This window comes from Kribbella lupini, from assembly GCF_039529595.1.
Classification (GTDB): Bacteria; Actinomycetota; Actinomycetes; order Propionibacteriales; family Kribbellaceae; genus Kribbella; species Kribbella lupini.
Map to the genome: position 1 here is coordinate 1,458,765 of NZ_BAAANC010000002.1, position 19,442 is coordinate 1,478,206.

Below are 19,442 nucleotides of genomic sequence, written 5' to 3' on the forward strand. Positions count from 1 at the left end.
AGCCATTGTGACCCCGGAGCAATCCGGCATACGGTGACACCCAGGGCTGTCACCCACCACGCCAGGACCGACCGGCGTTTCGCGGGGCTGCCCGGGGGAGAGACCGCCGTGAGCCAGCCCGATTCCCAGGACGGCGAGATGATCAGGACCACGTTCGACGCAGTGACCGAGGAGCTTCGCCCTGGGGTCGTGCTGGTCAAGCTGTCCGGTGAGATCGACATCGCCACCACCGACTTCGCCTCGGAGTCGATCCGGGCGGCGATCGCCCCGCCGGCCCGCAGCGTGCTGATCGACGTCTCGGCGGTGACGTTCTGCAGCTCGGCCGGCCTCGGCAACCTCGTCGAGGCCCGCCGGCTGGCCACGCAGTACGGCATCGAGCTGGCCCTGGTCGGGGTCGGCCGCCCGGTCGACCGGCCGCTGACGATCACCGGTCTGGGGCAGGAGTTCCGGATCTTCGCCTCCGTCGAGGACGCCGAACGCCAAGGTGGCGGCGGGCAATGATCTCGCTGGGGTGCACGAGCCGCCTGGGGACGAACAGGGCGGCCGGCTTCCCGCGATGAACCCCTCGCCGGGCACGTACCGGGATCTCGTGGTCATCGGCGCTTCGGCCGGCGGCGTCGAGGCGTTGCGCAGCCTGGTCGCCGGTCTGCCCGCCGACCTGCCCGCCGCGGTTCTCGTCGTACTTCACCTGCCGGCGGGTGGCAGCAGCGTGCTCGGCTCGATCCTGGACGACGCCGGTCCGCTTCCGTCCGCGGCTGCCGAGCACGGGACGCCGATCACCTCCGGACACCTGTACGTCGCACCGCCCGATCACCACCTGCTGGTCGAAGGCGACTGCACCGTCCTGTCGGACGGCCCGACCGAGAGCGGTCACCGCCCGGCGGTCAACACGCTGTTCCGGTCCGCCGCACTGGCCCGTGGCCCGTTGGTCGTCGGGGTGGTGCTGTCCGGCGTACTGGACGACGGCGCTGCCGGTCTGGCCGCCATCAGGTCGTCCGGCGGACTGGCGATCGTGCAGGACCCCGACGACGCGGCGTACCGGGGTATGCCGGACAGCGCCTTGGCCACAGCAGGCGCCGACCACGTCCTGCCCGCTGCCGCGATCGGCGAGCAGCTGGCCCGCCTGCTCGCCGTACCGGTTGAGCTGCCGGCGTCGGACGGGCCTGGGGCGATGCTGCGGTACCAGGAGGCACTCGGGTCGTTGCCGGAGTCGGTGACTCAGGCGGCTGGTCTGGTCTGTCCGGACTGCGGCCGGGCGTTGTCCGCACCGGCGGGAGACCTGGAGGGGTTCCGCTGCCAAGCCGGCCATGCCTGGAGTGCGGACGCTCTCCTGGCCACGGCGGACCACCGGATGCAGGCTGCCCTGTGGACCGCCCTACGGAGCCTGGACGAGAAGACGGCGCTGGCCCGGCAGCTGGAGGACACGGCTCGCGGCCACGGCAACGAGGACCGGGCGCAGCGCTACGTGGCGTCGGGGCAGGAGACCGACGCGGCCGCCCGGTTGATCCGGGCCCGACTGACTACTGATCCTGCCGAGACGACGAAGGACGGTGACCCCGGATGAGCAGGCCGAGCGCCTTGCAGATCGGAACACGTACCGTCGGAGAGGCGGTGGTGGTCCGGCCGGCGGGCGTTCTGGATGTGGCGACCGGGCCGCAGCTGCGGACGTACCTGCTGAAGGCCGTGGCCGACCAGCCGTCCGCGGTCGTCGTCCTGCTGGAGGCGCTCGTCCCGGCCCGGACCTTCACGCTCAGCCTGTTCGCCGCGGTCGCCCGGCAGGCGGCCGACTGGTCGGGCACGCCGCTGATCCTGGTCGTCGGCGACGACCACACCCGCGAGCTCCAGCAGCACGCGCGGACGATCGCCCGCTTCCTTCCCGTGTACGGCGACCTGGCCGCCGCGCTCGCCTCGGTCAGCCGGCCACCGGTCCGGCAACTGACCAGGTTGCGGCTGGCCAACGACCCGCACAGCGGTGGCGTCGCCCGCCGGTTCGTCGCCGCGACCTGCGAGCTGTGGCACTGCGAGGAGGTGGTCGAGGACGCGGTCATGATCGTGTCCGAGCTGGTCGGCAACGTGATCCGGCACGCCGGCACCGACGCCGATCTGCGGCTCGAGCTGCGGCGCCAGCTGCTGACCGTCGCGGTCACCGACCGCAGTCCGCTGTTCCCGGTCCCGCGGCCACCGAGCACCACCCGGGAGAACGGACTCGGTCTGGGCATCATCACCGCGCTGGCCACCGCGTGGGGCGCGAACCCGACCTCCACCGGCGGCAAGGTCGTCTGGGCGACGTTGAAGCTGCGCGGACCGGACGCGAGAGCGGCGATCAACAACCGCTGGCGCAACGGGCAGTAGCGTGACGGGGTGACGAACCAGCCGGCCGGGCCCGACGACGGCATCGAGGACCTGCTCGCCTACCTGCGCGAGTCCCGCGGTTTCGACTTCGGCGGCTACAAACGCAGCAGCCTGCTCCGCCGGATCGAGCACCGGATGAGCCAGGTCGGCATCGCGAGCCACCAGGCCTACCTCGATCTCCTGCAGGTCGACCCGCAGGAGTTCACCGCGCTGTTCAACACGATTCTGATCAACGTCACCAGCTTCTTCCGTGACACCGAGGCCTGGGACAAGCTGCGGACCGAGGTGATCCCGGCCCTGCTCGCCGAGCGCAGTCCCGGTGACCCGCTACGGATCTGGAGCACCGGTTGCTCGACGGGCCAGGAGCCGTACTCGCTGGCCATGCTGCTGGCCGACGAGCTCGGCATCGACGACTACCTGAAGCGCGTGAAGATCTACGCCACCGACGTCGATGACGAGGCGCTCGCCCAGGCCCGGCAGGCGGCGTACGGCGAGAACGACCTGACCGGGGTCCCGGCCGAGCAGCGGGCGGCGTACTTCGAGCAGCGCGGCGACCGGTTCGTCTTCCATCCCGACCTGCGCCGGACGGTGATCTTCGGCCGCAACGACCTGGTCCAGGACGCGCCGATCTCGCGCGTCGACCTGCTGCTGTGCCGCAACACGCTGATGTACTTCAACAGCGAGACCCAGCAACGGGTGCTGACCCGGTTCCACTTCGCGCTGGTCCCCCGCGGCGTGCTGTTCCTGGGCCGGGCCGAGATGCTGCTCGGCCGGAGCCGCCTGTTCGAGCCGGTCGACCTGAAGCAGCGGATCTTCCGCCGGCTCGCCCACCGGGCAGCACCGATCGGACGCAACGGTTCCGAACCGGCCGAATCGGGTGGCCTGGCCGAGCGGCTGCACGAGCAGGCCTTCGCGGCCAGCCCGATCGCCCAGCTGGTGGTCGGTGCCGACGACAACCTGGCGCTGTTGAGCGACCAGGCCGCGACCTTGTTCGGCCTGTCCCGGCGTGACCTCGGCCGCCCGATCCGCGAGCTGGAGGTGTCGTACCAGCCGCTGTCGTTGCGCAGCCATCTCGACCAGGTGCTGGCCGAACGCAAGCCGATCCGCGTCTCCGAGGTCGAGTACAACCGGCCGGGCGGGGTCGTGCACTGGTTCGAGGTGCACCTCAATCCGGTGGCCGATGGCAACGATCTGCTCGGGGTCTCGGTGGTGTTCCACGACGTCAGCGCCACCCGCGCGCTGCGGCTGGAGGTCGACCGGGTCAACCGCCAGCTGGAGACCACGAACGCCGAGCTGCAGTCGACGAACGAGGAGCTCGAGACCACCAACGAGGAACTGCAGTCCACGGTGGAGGAGCTGGAGACCACCAACGAGGAGCTCCAGTCCACCAACGAAGAGCTCGAGACGATGAACGAGGAGCTGCAGTCGACCAACGACGAGCTGCAGATCATCAACGAAGCGGTCCGCGAACGCAGTACCGAGCTGAACGAGGTGAACGACTTCCTCGAGGCGGTGATGACCGCGTTCACGGCCGGGGTGATCGTCGTCGACACCGACCTCCTGGTGCTGGCCTGGAACGCGGCGGCCCAGGAGCTGTGGGGCGTACGCCGGGACGAGGCCGAGGGCCGGCACCTGCTCAACCTGGACGTCGGCCTGCCGTCGGAGGTGCTGCGGCCGCTGCTGCGATCGGCGCTCGAAACCCCGGGCGCACCACCCGAGGCCCGCATCGACGCGGTCAACCGGCGTGGCCGGTCGATCACCGTCCGGCTGCTCTGCAGCGCTCTGCTACGCCCGGACGGCGGTCAGCGAGGGGTCCTGCTGGTGATGGAGACCGTCGACTGAAAACCCTGCCCTGGTTGCGTTTGCGGCACCTTGCCCGGGGTACCCGAACGCATGCAGATCCACGCGGTGGTGACCGGTGGCGCCGGGTTCCTCGGCAGTCACCTGTGCGAACGACTTCTCGATGACGGGCACCGGGTGACCTGTCTGGACAACTTCCTCACCGGAAAGCCGGAGAACGTCGCGCACCTGCTCGAGCATCCCGATTTCACCTTGACCCGGTGCGACCTGACGGAGTTCGTGCACGTGCCCGGCCCGGTCGACCTGGTCCTGCACTTCGCCAGTCCGGCCTCGCCGATCGACTACCTGCGGCTGCCGATCCAGACCCTCAAGGTCGGTGCGATCGGGACCTGGCACGCGCTCGGCCTGGCCAAGGAGAAGGGCGCCCGGTTCCTGCTGGCCAGCACCTCGGAGGTGTACGGCGACCCGCAGGTGCACCCGCAGCCCGAGGACTACTGGGGTCACGTGAACCCGATCGGACCACGCGGCGTGTACGACGAGTCGAAGCGGTACGCCGAAGCCCTGACGACGGCGTACCGCGACGCCGAGGGCGTGGACACCGCGATCGTCCGGATCTTCAACACCTACGGCCCGCGGATGCGCCCGAACGACGGCCGCGCGATCCCGACGTTCATCCGGCAGGGCCTGGCCGGCGAACCGCTGACCGTGGCCGGCGACGGCAGCCAGACGCGGTCGGTCTGCCACGTCAGCGACACCGTCGACGGCATCCTGCGGCTGGCGGCGAGCCCGCACCCGGGCCCGGTCAACATCGGCAACCCCGACGAACGGTCGGTGCTGCGGATCGCCCAGGACGTGATCGCCGCGACCGGTTCCCGCTCGACCATCGAGTTCGTGGACCGTCCGGTCGACGACCCCGGCGTCCGGCGGCCGGACACGACGCTGGCCGAGAAGCTGCTCAGCTGGAAGCCCGCGATCGACTGGCGGGAAGGGCTCAGCGACACGGTTGCGTGGTTCCGCACGGAGCCAGAACTTCCTGAACCGTGATGGCCAGCAGCGCCGGGTCCGGGCGGTCCGCGTGCGGATCGCCCGGCGCGGTGCCGCGGTAAAGGACGGTGTGCAGGTCCGGGTCGATCGCCGGTCCCCACAGCGTCGGTGGAGTCGGCCCGAACAACGTCACGGTCGGCGTACCGACGGCTGTGGCCAGATGGGCGACCCCGGTGTCGCCGCTGATCAGCAGTTCCGCGCCGGCAACGGTCTCGGCCAGCGAGTCGAGGTCGAGAAGGCCGCTGAGATCCTCGCAGCCGGTCGGCTTGCTGACCAGGCGGCAGAGTTCCTGCTCGGCCGGACCGCCCGTCACGACCACGGGTCGGCCGGCGTCCTGCAGAGCAGTGACGACAGCAACCCACCGGTCGGGAGGCCACTGCCGCGCCACGCTGGCCGCACCTGGGTGAACGAGGACAGCACCCGAGGCCTCAACCCGTACGTCGAGCCGCAGGTCCTCCGGTGAGCATGAGCCCCCGGCGTCGCGGACCAGTCGGCACCAGCGGTCCACCTCGTGCTCGTCGGCCCGCCACACCGTCGTACGGCGGAATCCGAGGTCCGGGCAGTCGAAGCCGATCAGCTCCTCGGGTCCGCCGTCCAGCAGCAGCCGGTGGCTCTCAGGCCCTCGCCCGTGCAGGTTGACGGCCAGGTGCGAACCGAGGGCCCGGCCAGGTGGCGGGCCGGTCAGTCCAGCGGTGGGGATCACCGCGTCGACCACTCCCTGCCGCTGGAGCCAACTCGACACCGTCTCCGGTCCGGCGAGCACCAGCGGCCGGTCTGGGTAGAGCCGTTTGAGACCACGCAGAGCCGGTACGCCGGTCAGTGCGTCGCCCAGACCGAGGGCGCGCAGGGCGAGGACGGTCACGGCCAGGACGGCTCGACCGACGGCGTCACCACCAGCTCCCGGATCTCCACCCCGGGCGGCTGCGAGAGCGCGTAGACGATGGTCTGGGCGACGACGTCCGGATCGTTGAGCATCGCGTCCGGACCGGGCTTGTACTGCTCCGGGCGGCCGTCGAAGAAGGCGGTCCGCATGCCACCCGGGACCAGCAGGGTCACGCCCACCCGTCCCGCGGTCTCCACCGCGAGCGCCCGGGTGAAGCCGACGACGCCGAACTTCGACGCGCAGTACGCCGTCGCGTCGCTGAGCGCCCGCAGTCCCAGCGTGGACCCGATCGTGACGATCCGGCCGTGGGTCCGCTCGAGCCGCGGGACCGCGGCCCGCGCGATCGCCGCCGTACCGATCAGGTTGACCGAGATCACCCGGACCCAGTCCTCCAACGACACGTCGGTGATCTGACCGCAAGCGTCGGTCCCGGCCGCGGTGACCACACCGGTCAGGGGGCCGACCTGTTCCTCCGCGGCAGCCAGTGCAGGCTCCGCGGCGGCCGGGTCGGACAGGTCCACTTCGACGAACGGCCCTTCCTCCTCAGGCTTCCGCCGGTCCAGTACGACCGCTGTCCCGCCGCTCTTGCGCACGGCCCGGACCACAGCGGCGCCCAGGCCGCTGGAGCCTCCGGTCACCGCGACGCAGGACAGCGCGTTGGTCATCGGCTCGGTCATCACAGGGTCCTCTCCTCGAGTGAGCGGTTCAGGATGGAGGTGGTGGACCGGCCGGCCAGGTAGGGCACGAGTACGACGCGGCCGCCCCAGCTGTCCACCACAGGGGTCTCCGGCAACATGTCGGCGGTGTAGTCACCGCCCTTGGTCCAGATGTCCGGGCGCAGCTCGTCCAGCAGCTCGCACGGGTCGTCCCCGTCGAAGACCGCGACAGCGTCCACGCAGCGCAGCGACCGCAGAACCTGACAACGGTCGTCCAGCGAGTTGACCGGTCGGCCGGGGCCTTTCAACCGGCGGATGCTGTTGTCGGAGTTGACCAGCACGACCAGCGCGTCGCCCAGCTTCCGGGCCGCCTCCAGGCTGGCGATGTGCCCGGCGTGCAGGACGTCGAAGCAGCCACCGGTCGCGACGACCAGACCGCCTTCGGCATGCACTCGCCGGATGACACCGGCGGCGTCGTCGTACGAGCTGGTCCAGGAGGCTCGCGTGCCGGAGTCCGGAGTGGCGGACACTCCACCGGCGACCAGCCAGGCGGCTGTGTCGTCGACCGCGCGCTCGACCGCGTCCCTGGCCGTTGCGCCACTGCCGAGCTCGGCCGCGACCGTGCCCGCGAAGCGGTCGCCGGCTCCGCAGCTGTCACCGTGGTGCTCGAAAGGCGTGGGAGTGAACACCGCCGGTCCGCCGCCGGACGCCGTGAAGACGCCCTTGCCGCCGTCGGTCACGGCAACGCCCCAGGCCTGCCACTGCTCGCGCAGGCGCACCACCATCTGGTCCGGCTCGCCCGGTACGTCGCAGAAGTGCCGCGCCTCGGACCGGTTGGGCGTGGCCAGCGTGACGCCGGGAACCGGCACCGCTCCACGTGGGTGCGGGTCCCAGACGAAGGCGCGCTGCGAGGCCCAGCGCCGCAGTACGCGGTAAACGTCCGGGTGGCTGACCACACCGCCGGCGTAGTCGGACACGAGCACGGCATCGGCCTCCTCCAGCGCCTCCTCCAACGCCTGGACGTCACACGGCTCCTGCACGTCCGACGGGTCGGCGCCCGGCTCCACGTCGAGGCGCAGCAGGGACTGCCCGGCACTGCGAACCCGTGTCTTGCAGCGGGTGCCGGACGCGGTCAGGATCGACGTCACCGCAACCCGCTCGGTCAGCAACGCGGTCAGCCTCTTGGCCGGCTCGTCGTCGGCCAGCGCGGTCAGCAGTCGCACCTCGATGCCGGGCCGGGCCAGCAGGTGCGCGGCCAGACCGGCCCCGCCGGCACGCTCGTTGACAGTGCCGATCTCCAGCACCGGCACCGGAGCGTCCGGACAGACACGGTCCACGTCCCCGTCGATGTCCCGGTCCAGCAGGACGTCACCGATCACCACGACTCGGACGTTCATGCCTTCACCTCCCTGCTCGGAGTTGCGTGGCGGGCCATCAACGCCCCCGTCCAGCGGTCAGCGGAGCAGTCAGCCGCTCGTAGACCCGTTCGGTGTCCTCGGCAACCTTCGCCCAGGTGTAGCGCTCGGCCACCCGCCGCGCACCGGCCTGTCCGAGCTCGGTACGACGCTGCGGATCAGCCAGCAGCTCACCCAGTACGACGGCCAGCCGTTCCGGATCGCGCGGCGGGACGAGCACACCGGTGACCCCGTCGACCACCGTGTCCAGCAGCCCACCCACGGCCGACCCGACCACCGGTCGTCCACACGCCATCGCCTCCAGCGGCACGATGCCGAACGGCTCGTACCACGGTGTGCACGCCACGACGTCCGCGGAGCGCAGCAGCCCCGGCACCTGGTCGCGCGGAACGGAACCGACCAGGCGAACCCGGTCGGCCACCCCGTAGAGCTCAGCCTTGGCGCGCAACCGGCGTACCTCGTCGTCGGAGTCGAACGCGGCGCCCGCGGGCCCACCGGCGATCACCAGCTCGGCGTCCGGCAGCTCCACCAGCGCGGCGATCACCGTGTCGACGCCCTTGCGCTCGACCAGTCGGCTGAGCGAGAGGATGCGTCCGCCTCGGCCCTGCCACCAGCCGTCCTCGACGGAGTCGTCGGCGAACAGCGCCGGGTCGACACCGCAGGGCACCACGTGCATGGTCTGCGCCGGTGCGCCGAGTGCCAGCAGCTCCCGGACCTCGTCGGTCGCAGTGGCGATGACGGCGTCGGCCTGCCGGGCCAAGCCGGCCTCCAGCTCCAGCCGCTCGGCCGGGCTGGTGTCCTGCGCGCCTTGGTGACGTCGCTTGACCACACCCAGCGCATGGAAGGTCTGTGCGAACGGGACCGGCACAGTACGCCGGGCGCGGGTGCAGGCCACACCGGACATCCAGAAGTGCGCGTGCACCACATCAGGCGGCCCGGCCGCCCACCGCTCGGCCATCCAGTCGCCGAACTCGGCCATGTACGGCAGCAACTCGTCCTTGGGCAGCTGCTCCGGTGGACCGGCCGGCACGTGAACCACCTCGACGCCGTCGTCGAGCGGTACGCGCTCCGGCAGCTCAGTCCCGTCGCGCCGCGTGTAGACCTCCACCGAGTGTCCTCGCGCCGCCAACGCGGAGGCCAGCGCGGCAACGTGGACGTTCTGCCCGCCCGCGTCGGCCGTCCCCAGGACGGCCAGCGGGCTGGCATGTTCCGACACCATCGCGATCCTCATCGGGCCACCTCCTTCAGCAGTCGCTCCCAGTCGTCCAGGAACCGGCCGAGACCGAAGTGCTGGAGCGCATGCTCCCGAGCCCGTTGCCCGGTCTCCCGCGCCTCGTCCGGATCGGCCAGCCATCTCAGTGCGGTCCGGCCCAGCAGCTCCACGTCGGAGCTGACCACCCCGGCTTCGGCCGGCACCGCCTCCGGAGCAGCCGTCGCCGCCAGCACGAGCACCGGCAGGCCGAGCGTCATCGCCTCGATCAGCGACAGGCCGAGACTCGTCCAGCGGTAGGGATGCAGGTAGCCGAAGTGCTTCGCCATCTGGTCGTGCAGCTCGTCCTGCGACAGGTTGTCGACTCCGGCCAGACCGCTGGTGATCCGGCCCGTCAGCTCGTCGGTCTTCATCCCGTAGACGCTCACCGGCACCTGCTCGGCGATCCTGGCGACCAGATCGGTGCCGGCCACCCGCCACCGGCGTACCGGCTCGTTGACGGAGACCACCAGGGTGTCCAGCTCACCGGTGTAGCGATAGCCGTAGTCCGGTACGCCGTGCTCGACCACGACGGTCGGTGCGACGCCGTTGTCCCACATGGACCGGTTGAACTCGGTCACGTGGACCACCGGGATGTCGGAGCGCTTGGCCAGCGGGTGGATCCAGTCGTTCACGTCGCCGCGGGGGGTGTTGTGCTCGACGTACACGGCCGGGACCCCGTGCTCCCCCACCGACCGGCCGGACCACCGCTCGAACAGCTCCACCTCGCTCGGCCGCTGCAGCAGTACGACGTCGTACTCGTCGGTGCGTACCTGCTCGGGCGTGACCTCCCGCACCGAGTCGGGCCAGTCGTAGGTCTGCGCGCGGCCCAGACCGTCGGGGCCACGGTCCGGCAGTACCGGTACGAAGTAGTCGTGCGGCCCCTGGACGAACGACGTCATCCAGGCGGCGTGAACGTGCCAGGCCAGGACTCTCATCCGGCCACCTCCTCGATCAGCTTGCGTACGGCGACCACGACCTCGTCGGCCGGGATGCCGTCAAGACAGGGGTGCCCGGGCACCGGGCAGACGCGGGCGCGGGTGCCGGCGCACGGCGACTGCTGGTCACCCAGCAGCACGCTGGGCACGCCCCACGGCGCCCAGGAGTCAGCGGAGACCACCGGGGCGAACAGCGAGACCACCGGCGTACCGACCGCCGCGGCGAGGTGAGCCGGGCCGGTGTTGCCGACCACGACGCACGCCGCGGCGTCCAGTACAGCGGCCAGCTCTCGGTAGCCGGTCCGTCCGCCGAGGTCGATGCCACCACCTGCGGCCACCTCGGCGGTCAACTCTTGTTCCTGCGCCGATCCGGTCACCACGACTTGGTGGCCGTCGGCAACCAAGGCCTGCACCGTCGCGCGCGCGGCCTCGACGCCCGGAGCGCGCGCCGGGACCGACGCGCCCGGGTGAACCACGACGAAAGGGGCCTCCAGCAACGACTGGCTAGGCAGCGGGCGTCGTACGGCCAAGTGGCCGGGATCGTCCTGCGGCAGGTCGTACCCGGCCGCACGGGCCAGCGACAGCGCCCGCTCGACCTCGTGGCCCGGCTCGGGATGGTGCCGCAGGTCCAGCAGCGAACCGGGATAGTCCACGCTCGCCGCGCCGATCCACCCGATCCCGGCCATCCGCAGCAGCAAGGCCATCGGCAACGGGCTCTGGTGGAACGACGTGAGGATCAGTGCCCGGTGGATCCTGGCCAGCCGCAGCGCGTCGACGAGCGTGCCGACGCTGACGGGATCGACGGCGGGCGGGTCGAAACCGGTCCACGGGCAAGGCCAGACGAAGACGTCGTGAACGCCCGGCAGCAGCCGCGCCGCCTGCTCGCCCGACGGCGAGACCAGCAGCACCACGCGATCCGTGGCAGCCACCGCACGGATCGCCGGGCCCGCCAGCAGGACGTCGCCGTCGTTGTCGAGCCGGCAGATAAGGACCGTTCTCATCGCTGCCCGCCGAGCACGTGGTCCACTGCCGCACCGAGATCCGGCGCGACGATGTCGGCCTGCTCGATCTCCTCGAGCCGCGTCCTCCCGTTCGGCACCAGCACCGACCGCGCACCCGCGGCCCGCGCCGCGGCGATGTCGGAGCCGATGTCTCCGACCACCACCACCTGCTCAGGCGGTACGCCGAGCTGCTCGGCCGCGGCGACCACCAGCCCCGCGGCGGGCTTGCGGCAGTCGCAGCCGTCACTCGCGACGTGCGGGCAGAGCTGCCAGGTGTCGAACGGGCCCAGCAGTTCGTCGATGCGCCGGTTCACCGCGTCGGCGTCCGCCGCGCTGATCAGTCCGCGTCCGATGCCGGACTGGTTCGTCACAACGCCGATTCGCAGTCCGGCCTTCCGGAGCCGCGCGACAGCGGCTTCCGCCCCAGGTACGGGCACGACCTTCGTCGGGTCGCCGTTGTAGGGCACGTCGTCGACGAGCGTCCCGTCCCGGTCGAACAGCACCGCCCGCGCCGGGCCGGGCCACTCGACGCTGCCTCGGTGCTGACGCCATCCACGCAGCCGGTGCCGGACGGCTGCGAAGGGCACGACCGCCGACGTCACAGTCATCCGTCGCAGCTCGTCGCCGGTCCTGGGGCCGGGAGCGATCCGCCGCCAGGCGAAGTCGGCCGTCAGGGCGAGCCACCCGGCCAGCCCGGCGGCCGCCGTACGGCGCCGACCGAGTAGGGCTCCGACGAGGGCGACTCCAGCTGTCGCAACCGTTGCCAGGTGCCACTTGAAGCGGCCGGGCGGGCACTCGGCCAGTTCGCGCCAGTGCCTGCCGTAGACCGCGCGAAGCAGCGCGTCGTCGGCGTTCCCGCGTTGCACCCGCACACTGACCCAGAAGTTCTCCTGGCGGACCGGATGATTCACGTGCCGCCGACCTCGGACCAGGCGCCAGCCGTGCCGCCGTACGCGCAAGGCCAGCTCTGCGTCCTCGCGGTAGGCCCGCGGGTACCGTTCGTCGAACCCGCTGACCTCCTCCAGCGCAGCCCGCCGGTAGGCCATGTCGGCCGTTGCCCACTTGGCGTTCTCCAGCCCGGCCGTACTGCGCTCCCAGTCCGTCGGCCGGCGCCCGGCCGCTCGCGGTACGACGATCCGCCCCTGGACGGCGGCCACAAGGTCGGGCTGCTGCCGAAGGTCCTCGACCAGCAGCTCGGACCAGTCGGCAGGCAGTCGCACATCGTCGTCCAGGAAGGCGATCCACTCCGTCGAGGCAGTCCGCCAGCCGGTGTTGCGCGCCGCTGCCGGACCGTGCCCGCCACCGCGCAGTACGACCACGTCTGCCGTACCGACGTCGAGTGGAGTCTCCGGACTCGGCCGGTCGTCGACGACGTACACCGCGTCCGGCTGGACCTGCTGGCGAGCCAGGTCAGCCAGCAGGTCGGTGAGGCACGGCCGGCCGACGGTCGGAACGACCACTGACCAGCTGGTCACCGGAACGACCCTGCGCGCCGTACGACGTGCGGGCCGAGCACCAGCATGTCGACCGGGGCCGCGCCGAACAGCTCGAGCGCGTCGTGCGGGCTGTCCACCATCGGACGGCCGGCGATGTTCAGGCTGGTGTTGACCAACACGGGCAGACCGGTGCGCTGCTCGAACTCCTCCAGCAGCTGGGCCACCAGCGGCTCGTCGGCCCGGTCCACCGTCTGGATCCGCGCTGTGCCGTCGACGTGCACGACAGCAGGGATCCGGTCCTGCCAGGCCGGCGCGACGTCGTGCACGAACAGCATGTATGGACTCGGCAGCGGCCCGTCGAAGATGTCCGCGGCCCGGTCGGCCAGCACCAGTGGAGCGACCGGCCGGAACTGCTCACGACCCTTGATGTCGTTGAGCCGCTCGAGGTTCTCCTTGCGCCCCGGGTGGGCCAGCAGCGAGCGGTGCCCGAGCGCCCGCGGCCCGTACTCGGCCCGGCCCTGGAACCACGCGATGATCTGGTCGTCGGCCAGCGCCTGTGCGACCACGGCCGCCAGGTCACGCGGCGTCTCGAACGGCAGTGCCGCCTGCCGGAGCCGCGCGGCCAGCTCCTCGTCGCTGAACCCACGGCCCAGAGCAGGAGTGGCCATCGGTTCCGGCCGCCCCTCCGACGCACTCAGGTGCAGGGCGGCGCCCAGCGACGTACCGGCGTCTCCGGCGGCGGGCTGCACCCAGACGTGCTCGTACGGACCGCTGCGCGACAGTACGGAGTTCGCGACGCAGTTCAGCGCTGTCCCACCGGCCATCGTCAGCGCCTTGGCGCCGGTCTGCTCGTGCAGCCAGCGGGCCAGGTCGAGCAGCACCTCCTCGAGCCGGCGCTGCACGCTGCAGGCCAGGTCGGCATGCGCGTCGCCCAGGGAGTCGCCCGGCGCGACCTTCGGCGCGTAGGCGGCCCAGTCGATCTTCTCGGTGACAAAACCGCCGCCGTCCGTCGCCCGGACCAGCTCGCGGAAGTCCGCGAGATGACGCGGCTTGCCGTACGACGCCAGCGCCATCACCTTGTACTCGTCGCTGGAGCGCAGGAAGCCGAGGTGCTCGGTCAGGTCCTCGTACAGCAGTCCCAGCGAGTGCGGCAGGTCCTGCGCGGCCAGTACCTCCAGCTTCGGCCCGTCGTACCGGCCGGCCAGGTGCGAGGCGCGTTCGCCGCGTCCGTCGAGCACCAGGCAAGCACTCTGCTCGTACGGCGCCGCCAGGCCGGCCGACGCGGCATGCGCGACGTGGTGCTGCACGAACTGCACCTTGTCGGGGTCGAGTCCCGGCAGCGCGGCGGCGAGGAAGCGTGGCGCACGCCGGGCGTAGTCGGTCCGTACGGCGTCGCCGGGGTCCGTGAGGCCCAGACCGTCCAGATCCACGCACAGGCCGGGGTCGAAGGAGTACCCAACCACGTCGATGTCCTCAGGTTTCAGCCCGGCATCGTCCAGGCACCAGCGAATCGACTGCTCGGGAAGCTCCCACGTCGACCACGGCACCGGTCGTTTCCCGTGCTTGCGCCGGCTGAACCGTTCCTCCTCCGCCGCCGCGACGATCCGTCCGTCGACGACGAGTGCCGCGGAAGGATCGTGGAAGACGGCGTTGACACCGAGAACCCGCATCCTGCACCTCCTGAGACGTGGACCGCGTCTGCGGTACCCCGGTTCGGCACTCGTACGCAGGGAGTAGCGCCTCTTTTTCCGCTCCCCCCCGGAAGCGCTACTGAGAGCAGCGCTTCGTCTCGATGTGGAATCGATCTCACACCCGCTGGTCAACCACCTACCAGCGGTGTTTAGGCTTGGGAGATGACTTTCGCCAGTCGGACCGTCGGCCCGGACGTGCTAGCCGTCGAGGACACCTGCGTGGTGTACCTGCTGATCGACCCGCACCGCCGGACGGCGGTCGCCGTCGACGCCGGCTCCGGCCGCTGGCTGGAGCACCTGGACCGGTTCGGCGTCGACCGGGTCACCGACGTGATCGTCACCCACCACCACCGCGACCAGGTGGAGGGGCTGCCGGCGCTGGCCGCGGCAGGTGCGCGGATCTGGGTCCCGGAGAACGAGGCGGGGCTGATCGACGACGTGGACGCCCACTGGCAGCGCCGGACCGTGGTCAACAACTACGACCTGCGCCTGGACCGCTTCTCTCTGCTGGAGTCCGTGCCGATCACCGGAGTGATGAAGGACTACAGCACGCGGCAGATCGGCCACGCCGAGGTCACCACGGTCCCGACTCCCGGCCACACCCCCGGCAGCGTGACGTACCTGATCGACGGACAGGCCTTCGTCGGCGACCTGCTGCACAGCCCGGGCAAGGTCTGGTCGGCCGCCGCACTCCAGTGGTCGTACGTCGGCATGGAAGGCGCGGCACTCACCAGGGCCTCACTCGTCCTGCTGCTCGATCACCAGCCGACGGTTCTGCTCCCCAGCCACGGCGATCCGATGTACGACCCGCCGTACGCGGTGGAGGAGACCTGCCACACGCTGGCCGAGCTCTACAGGGTCCGAACCGGCGCTTCCTCCGATCTGCTCAGCAAGCTGGACCATCCCTTCGAGCAGCTCAGTCCGCACCTGCTGATGAACCGGACGAGCGAGTCCCGCAGCTACGTCCTGCTCAGCGATGCCGGCACCGCACTGGTCATCGACTACGGCTACGACCTGACCACCGGTACGCCGCCAGGCGGTGCGCGGTACACCGTGCGGCCGTGGCTGCCGAGCCTGCGAGCCCTGCGGCGCGACTACGGCATCGAGAAGGTCGAGGTGGCGGTGCCGACGCACTACCACGACGACCACGTGGCCTCCTTCAACCTGCTGCGTGAGGTGGAGGGCACCGAGGTCTGGGCGTCCACGGCGGTGGCCGGCGTACTGGAGAACCCGGCGGACCAGGACCTGCCCTGCCTCTGGTACGACCCGATCCCGTGCGAGAAGCACGTTCCGGACGGTACGACGGTTCGGTGGCGCGAGTACGAGCTGGACTTCCATGCGCTGCCCGGGCACACGCTCTACGCCTCGGCCATCGGCTTCACCGCCGACGGACACCGCGTGCTGGCCACCGGCGACCAGCAGACCGGTCTGTGGGAGCCGGGCGTGATCTCGGAGATCCCCAACTTCCAGTACGCCAACTTGTTCCGGCCGGACGACTACGCCGCGTCCGCCGCGCTGTACCAGCGGCTAAAACCGGACCTGATGATCGCCGGCCACTGGCACCCGCGGCAGGTCGACCAGGAGTACCTGGACGAACTCGCCCGGGTCGGAGCCGAAGTCGCCCGGACCCACCGCGCGGCACTCCAGCCGGAGGACCCGGTCTTCGGCGGACGGACGCGCATCACGCCGTACCGAGTGGATGCGGTCGCCGGTGAGCCTTTTGAGCTGACCGTGGAATCGGCAGACTCCACGCAGTTGGTGGTACCCACCGGCTGGACCTGTAAACAGCTCGACGACCAGCGTTTTCTGGTGGTTGCCGAAGTGGCCGCGCCGGTCCGCCGGGCCCGGATCGCCGCGGCGGTCACCCGCGACGGCCGGTACCTCGGCCAGCAGGCCGAAGCTCTCGTCGACGTCCGCCTGCCCTGAACTTCACCGCCCCGAACGGCGAAAGGAATCCTGTGAACATCGGCACCTACGTGGTCGAGGTCAACGTCGCCAAGGCCTACGCGGCCGTGCACGGGCTCGACGGCCGTCCCTGGTTCGCGCTGCGGCTGCACAGCTCGGTGGACACCGTCGCGGGCGTGGACGAGACCTACGGCGAGATCGTGGTCTCGGAGACCCGGCGCCCCGGTGAACTGGTGCTGACGGCCACCAGCCGGAGCACGGTGTGGGACACCAGAGTCACCACGACCCGCTTCCTGCCGGACCGGATCGAGTCGTCCACCACCGTCACCGGCACCGGCCGGATCACCGACCTGCACCTGCTCGGCGGCCGCCGGACACCGCGCGGTTTCCTGCCCAGCGGATCGCACCTCACCCAGGCCTGGTCGCCGAACCCTGACCACCCGACCCGCGTGATCCGCGACGCGCTGGAGCCGGCCACCATCGGCCCGTGCGGGGAAGGCAGCGAGCCGGGTATCGAACGCTGGCTCTTCTCGCCGGCGCCGTGGTGCTTCGCGGTGACTCCGGACTCCGCCCAGTGGTTCGGGCTGAGTGTGGTCGCGCCCATCGGCGAGCAGACCTTCACCAACTATCACTACGCCCCGGTCACCGGCGGCTTCTCACTTCGCCTCGACTACGAGGGCCACACCGCCGTCGAGGGCTCGTTCCGTACGCCGCTGCTGGTGCTGCACCTCGGCGGCACCGATCCGGAGGACGTGGTCGCCCGCCACCGGGCCCTCCTGGACGAGTACGGCGTCGTACCGCGTCGTACGGCGGACCAGCAGGACTGGTGGCAGGGGACGATCTTCTGCGGGTGGGGCGCGCAGTGCGCGATCGCCGCACGGACCGACCAGGCGCCGCAGCCGCTGGCCACGCAGCTCAACTACGACAGGTTCCTGGAGACCCTGGCGGGCCAGGGCATCGTGCCGCAGACCGTGGTGATCGACGACAAGTGGCAGCAGGAGTACGCGACCTGCCGTCCGGACCCGGTCAAGTGGCCGGACCTCCGGGGCTGGATCGACAAGCGGCACGCGGCCGGGCAGCGCGTCCTGCTGTGGTGGAAGGCCTGGGACGAGGAGGGCGCACCGGCCGAGGCCTGCATCACCGACGCCGCCGGCCTGCCGGTCGGACTCGATCCGGAAGCGCCGGCCGGGCGAGACCTGATCACCCAGGCCGTGGAGTACATGCTGTCGCCGGACGGGCTGGACGCCGACGGCTTCAAGATCGACTTCACCGCCAGGACGCCGTCCGGTGCGTCCTTGCGGCACAGCGGCTCCCGCTGGGGCACCGCACTGCTGCACGAGCAGCTCCGGCTGGTCTACGACACCGCCAAGCGGATCAAGCCGGACGCGCTCGTGGTCACCCACACCCCGAACCCGGCATTCGTCGACGTGACCGACATGATCCGGCTGAACGACGTACTGCGGGCCTCGGAGTACGCCGAGCTGGGCTACGTCGGACGGCACATGACGTACCGGGCCGGAGTGGTCAAGGCCGCCTGCCCGGAGCTCGGCATCGACACCGACGGCTGGATGATGCCGAGCCACGCGGAGTGGCGTGAGTACCTGAAGATCCAGCACGGCCTGGGCGTTCCGGCGCTGTACTACGTCGACGGCACCGACGTCGACCGGCACGATTTCGGGCCCGACGACTTCGCCGCCATCCAGGACAGCTGGCGGACCTTCGGCACGGCGGCGCGCGGGTAGCCCAGGCGCCGCGGCCGGGCACGCCTGGGCGGGAATCGGGCGACACGCCCTAGACTGCGCCCCATGAACCCGCGGGGGCAGCAGGCACGGAGTCCGCGTCCAGGGGAGGCGGTCCGGCGCCCGACCGTCCAGGACGTGGCCCGCGAGGCCGGGGTTTCGCCGTCAACCGTTTCCCGCGCACTGCACACTCGTGGTTACGCGTCTCCGGACGTGCGCGACCGGGTCCGGGCCGCGGCGGCCAAGATCGGCTACGTGCTCGACCACAACGCGCGCAACCTGCGGAGCCGGTCGTCGACGTCGATCGGCGTGCTGATCTCCGACCTGCGCAACCCCTTCTACGCCGACCTCGCGGCCGGGATCGAGGAGGAACTGCGGGCGGCGGAGTACCAGATGGTGCTGGTCAACGACAACGGCGATCCGGCCGAGGAGATGCGGGCCGCGGAGACGCTGCTGGCGATGCGGGTCCCCGGCGTGATCGTCACGCCGGTGACCGCCGCGTGCCCGCGGATCCTGCAGGACAACGGGGTGCACGTGGTGTGCGCGGACCGCGAGCTGGGCCGGTCCGGCAGCGACGTCGTCCTGAGTGACAACAAGGCCGGTGCCCGGGAGCTGACCGAGCACCTGATCGGCCTCGGCCACACCCGGATCGGCCTGCTGATCGACGAGACCAAGTGGTCCACCGGCGCCGGACGGCTGGCCGGCTTCCGGGCCGCGCACGCCGACCACGACCTCGAGGTCGACGAGAACCTGATCGCGTTCACCAGCTTCGACGCCGGCGCCGCGCAGGAGACCACCCGGCGGCTGCTCAACGAGCAGCACGTCACGGCGATCATCTCGGCGAACAACGTGCTCGCCCAGGGCGCGCTGGCCGAGCTCAAGGAACGCCGGACCAAGGTTCCCCGCGAGCTGAGCCTGGCGGCGTACGACGACGTGCCGTGGATGTCGCTGGTCCAGCCGGCGCTGACCACGGTCGACCAGCACACCGTCGACCTCGGCCGGAACTGCGCCCGCCTGCTGCTGGCCAGGATCCGCGGCGAGCTGCCCCCGCGGCGCCGGATCGTGCGGGTCGCGCCGCAGCTGATCGTTCGCGGTTCGACCGGACCGGTCCCGAAGGGCTGAGCCGCGCCGGGCTCTCGAGGGCCCGGTTCCGCCACCTGCTCCGGAGCGTTCACCCGCGCCCTCGCGGAGGCGCATAACCGCGACCGCGGTGGGTACCGGCGCCTCGTTGTCAAGAACAGAGCGCACGACGCCTTGACGGTTTCTCCGCCGCACGCATACGGTGCCTGGCATCGAGTGTGGCATCGATGCCACATTTCCCCACGGAGTCGTT

Annotated in this window: 16 protein-coding genes; 8 read left to right on the forward strand and 8 right to left on the reverse strand. The window is 71.1% G+C overall.

Annotation, left to right across the window (positions count from 1 at the left end):
• Positions 1–108 precede the first annotated feature (108 nt).
• Genes ABD235_RS20285 through ABD235_RS20305 form a run of 5 tightly spaced genes read left to right on the forward strand, consistent with a single transcriptional unit; the run spans position 109 to position 5,196 of the window.
• Complete coding sequence (locus tag ABD235_RS20285; RefSeq protein WP_344176259.1) at positions 109–501, forward strand: STAS domain-containing protein; 393 nt, start codon at positions 109–111, stop codon at positions 499–501.
• Between the two features lie 55 nt (positions 502–556).
• A complete protein-coding gene (locus tag ABD235_RS20290) occupies positions 557–1,564 on the forward strand; it encodes a chemotaxis protein CheB (RefSeq protein WP_344176260.1) in 1,008 nt (335 codons plus the stop codon).
• Entirely contained in the window at positions 1,561–2,352 is a 792-nt protein-coding gene (locus tag ABD235_RS20295; protein WP_344176262.1) for an ATP-binding protein, read from the forward strand. The genes ABD235_RS20290 and ABD235_RS20295 overlap by 4 nt, the downstream gene beginning before the upstream one ends.
• 9 nt (positions 2,353–2,361) lie before the next feature.
• Positions 2,362–4,194, forward strand: coding sequence for a CheR family methyltransferase (locus ABD235_RS20300; protein WP_344176264.1), 1,833 nt, complete (start codon positions 2,362–2,364; stop codon positions 4,192–4,194).
• Between the two features lie 51 nt (positions 4,195–4,245).
• Positions 4,246–5,196 (forward strand): UDP-glucuronic acid decarboxylase family protein, encoded by a 951-nt coding sequence (locus tag ABD235_RS20305; RefSeq protein ID WP_344176267.1) that lies wholly within the window; start codon positions 4,246–4,248, stop codon positions 5,194–5,196.
• Here the strand turns inward: ABD235_RS20305 and ABD235_RS20310 are convergent.
• The 8 genes from ABD235_RS20310 to ABD235_RS20345 are packed head-to-tail and all read right to left on the reverse strand — an operon-like array spanning position 5,144 to position 14,444.
• A complete protein-coding gene (locus tag ABD235_RS20310; RefSeq protein WP_344176269.1) occupies positions 5,144–6,058 on the reverse strand; it encodes a glycosyltransferase family 9 protein in 915 nt (304 codons plus the stop codon). The genes ABD235_RS20305 and ABD235_RS20310 overlap by 53 nt on opposite strands.
• Positions 6,055–6,756: an SDR family oxidoreductase gene (locus ABD235_RS20315; RefSeq protein ID WP_344176274.1), complete on the reverse strand. Its 702-nt coding sequence runs from the start codon at positions 6,754–6,756 to the stop codon at positions 6,055–6,057. Before ABD235_RS20315 ends, ABD235_RS20310 begins: the two co-directional genes overlap by 4 nt.
• On the reverse strand, positions 6,756–8,132 hold the full coding sequence (locus ABD235_RS20320; RefSeq protein ID WP_344176276.1) for a PfkB family carbohydrate kinase: 1,377 nt from the start codon (positions 8,130–8,132) through the stop codon (positions 6,756–6,758). The genes ABD235_RS20315 and ABD235_RS20320 overlap by 1 nt, the downstream gene beginning before the upstream one ends.
• A 37-nt stretch (positions 8,133–8,169) precedes the next feature.
• Positions 8,170–9,381 (reverse strand): glycosyltransferase, encoded by a 1,212-nt coding sequence (locus ABD235_RS20325; RefSeq protein WP_344176279.1) that lies wholly within the window; start codon positions 9,379–9,381, stop codon positions 8,170–8,172.
• Complete coding sequence (locus ABD235_RS20330) at positions 9,378–10,337, reverse strand: glycosyltransferase (RefSeq protein ID WP_344176282.1); 960 nt, start codon at positions 10,335–10,337, stop codon at positions 9,378–9,380. Before ABD235_RS20330 ends, ABD235_RS20325 begins: the two co-directional genes overlap by 4 nt.
• Positions 10,334–11,338, reverse strand: a complete 1,005-nt coding sequence (locus ABD235_RS20335) for a glycosyltransferase family 9 protein (protein WP_344176284.1) — start codon at positions 11,336–11,338, stop codon at positions 10,334–10,336. Before ABD235_RS20335 ends, ABD235_RS20330 begins: the two co-directional genes overlap by 4 nt.
• Positions 11,335–12,813, reverse strand: coding sequence for an HAD-IIIA family hydrolase (locus tag ABD235_RS20340; RefSeq protein ID WP_344176286.1), 1,479 nt, complete (start codon positions 12,811–12,813; stop codon positions 11,335–11,337). The genes ABD235_RS20335 and ABD235_RS20340 overlap by 4 nt, the downstream gene beginning before the upstream one ends.
• Positions 12,810–14,444: a carbamoyltransferase family protein gene (locus tag ABD235_RS20345; RefSeq protein WP_344176288.1), complete on the reverse strand. Its 1,635-nt coding sequence runs from the start codon at positions 14,442–14,444 to the stop codon at positions 12,810–12,812. Before ABD235_RS20345 ends, ABD235_RS20340 begins: the two co-directional genes overlap by 4 nt.
• A 183-nt stretch (positions 14,445–14,627) precedes the next feature.
• Between ABD235_RS20345 and ABD235_RS20350 the strand changes: the two genes are divergently transcribed.
• From ABD235_RS20350 to ABD235_RS20360, 3 genes are all read left to right on the forward strand, one after another.
• Positions 14,628–16,391, forward strand: a complete 1,764-nt coding sequence (locus ABD235_RS20350) for an MBL fold metallo-hydrolase (protein WP_344176290.1) — start codon at positions 14,628–14,630, stop codon at positions 16,389–16,391.
• A gap of 32 nt (positions 16,392–16,423) precedes the next feature.
• A complete protein-coding gene (locus ABD235_RS20355; protein WP_344176292.1) occupies positions 16,424–18,112 on the forward strand; it encodes an alpha-amylase family protein in 1,689 nt (562 codons plus the stop codon).
• A gap of 63 nt (positions 18,113–18,175) precedes the next feature.
• A complete protein-coding gene (locus ABD235_RS20360) occupies positions 18,176–19,231 on the forward strand; it encodes a LacI family DNA-binding transcriptional regulator (protein WP_344176294.1) in 1,056 nt (351 codons plus the stop codon).
• Positions 19,232–19,442: the final 211 nt, after the last annotated feature.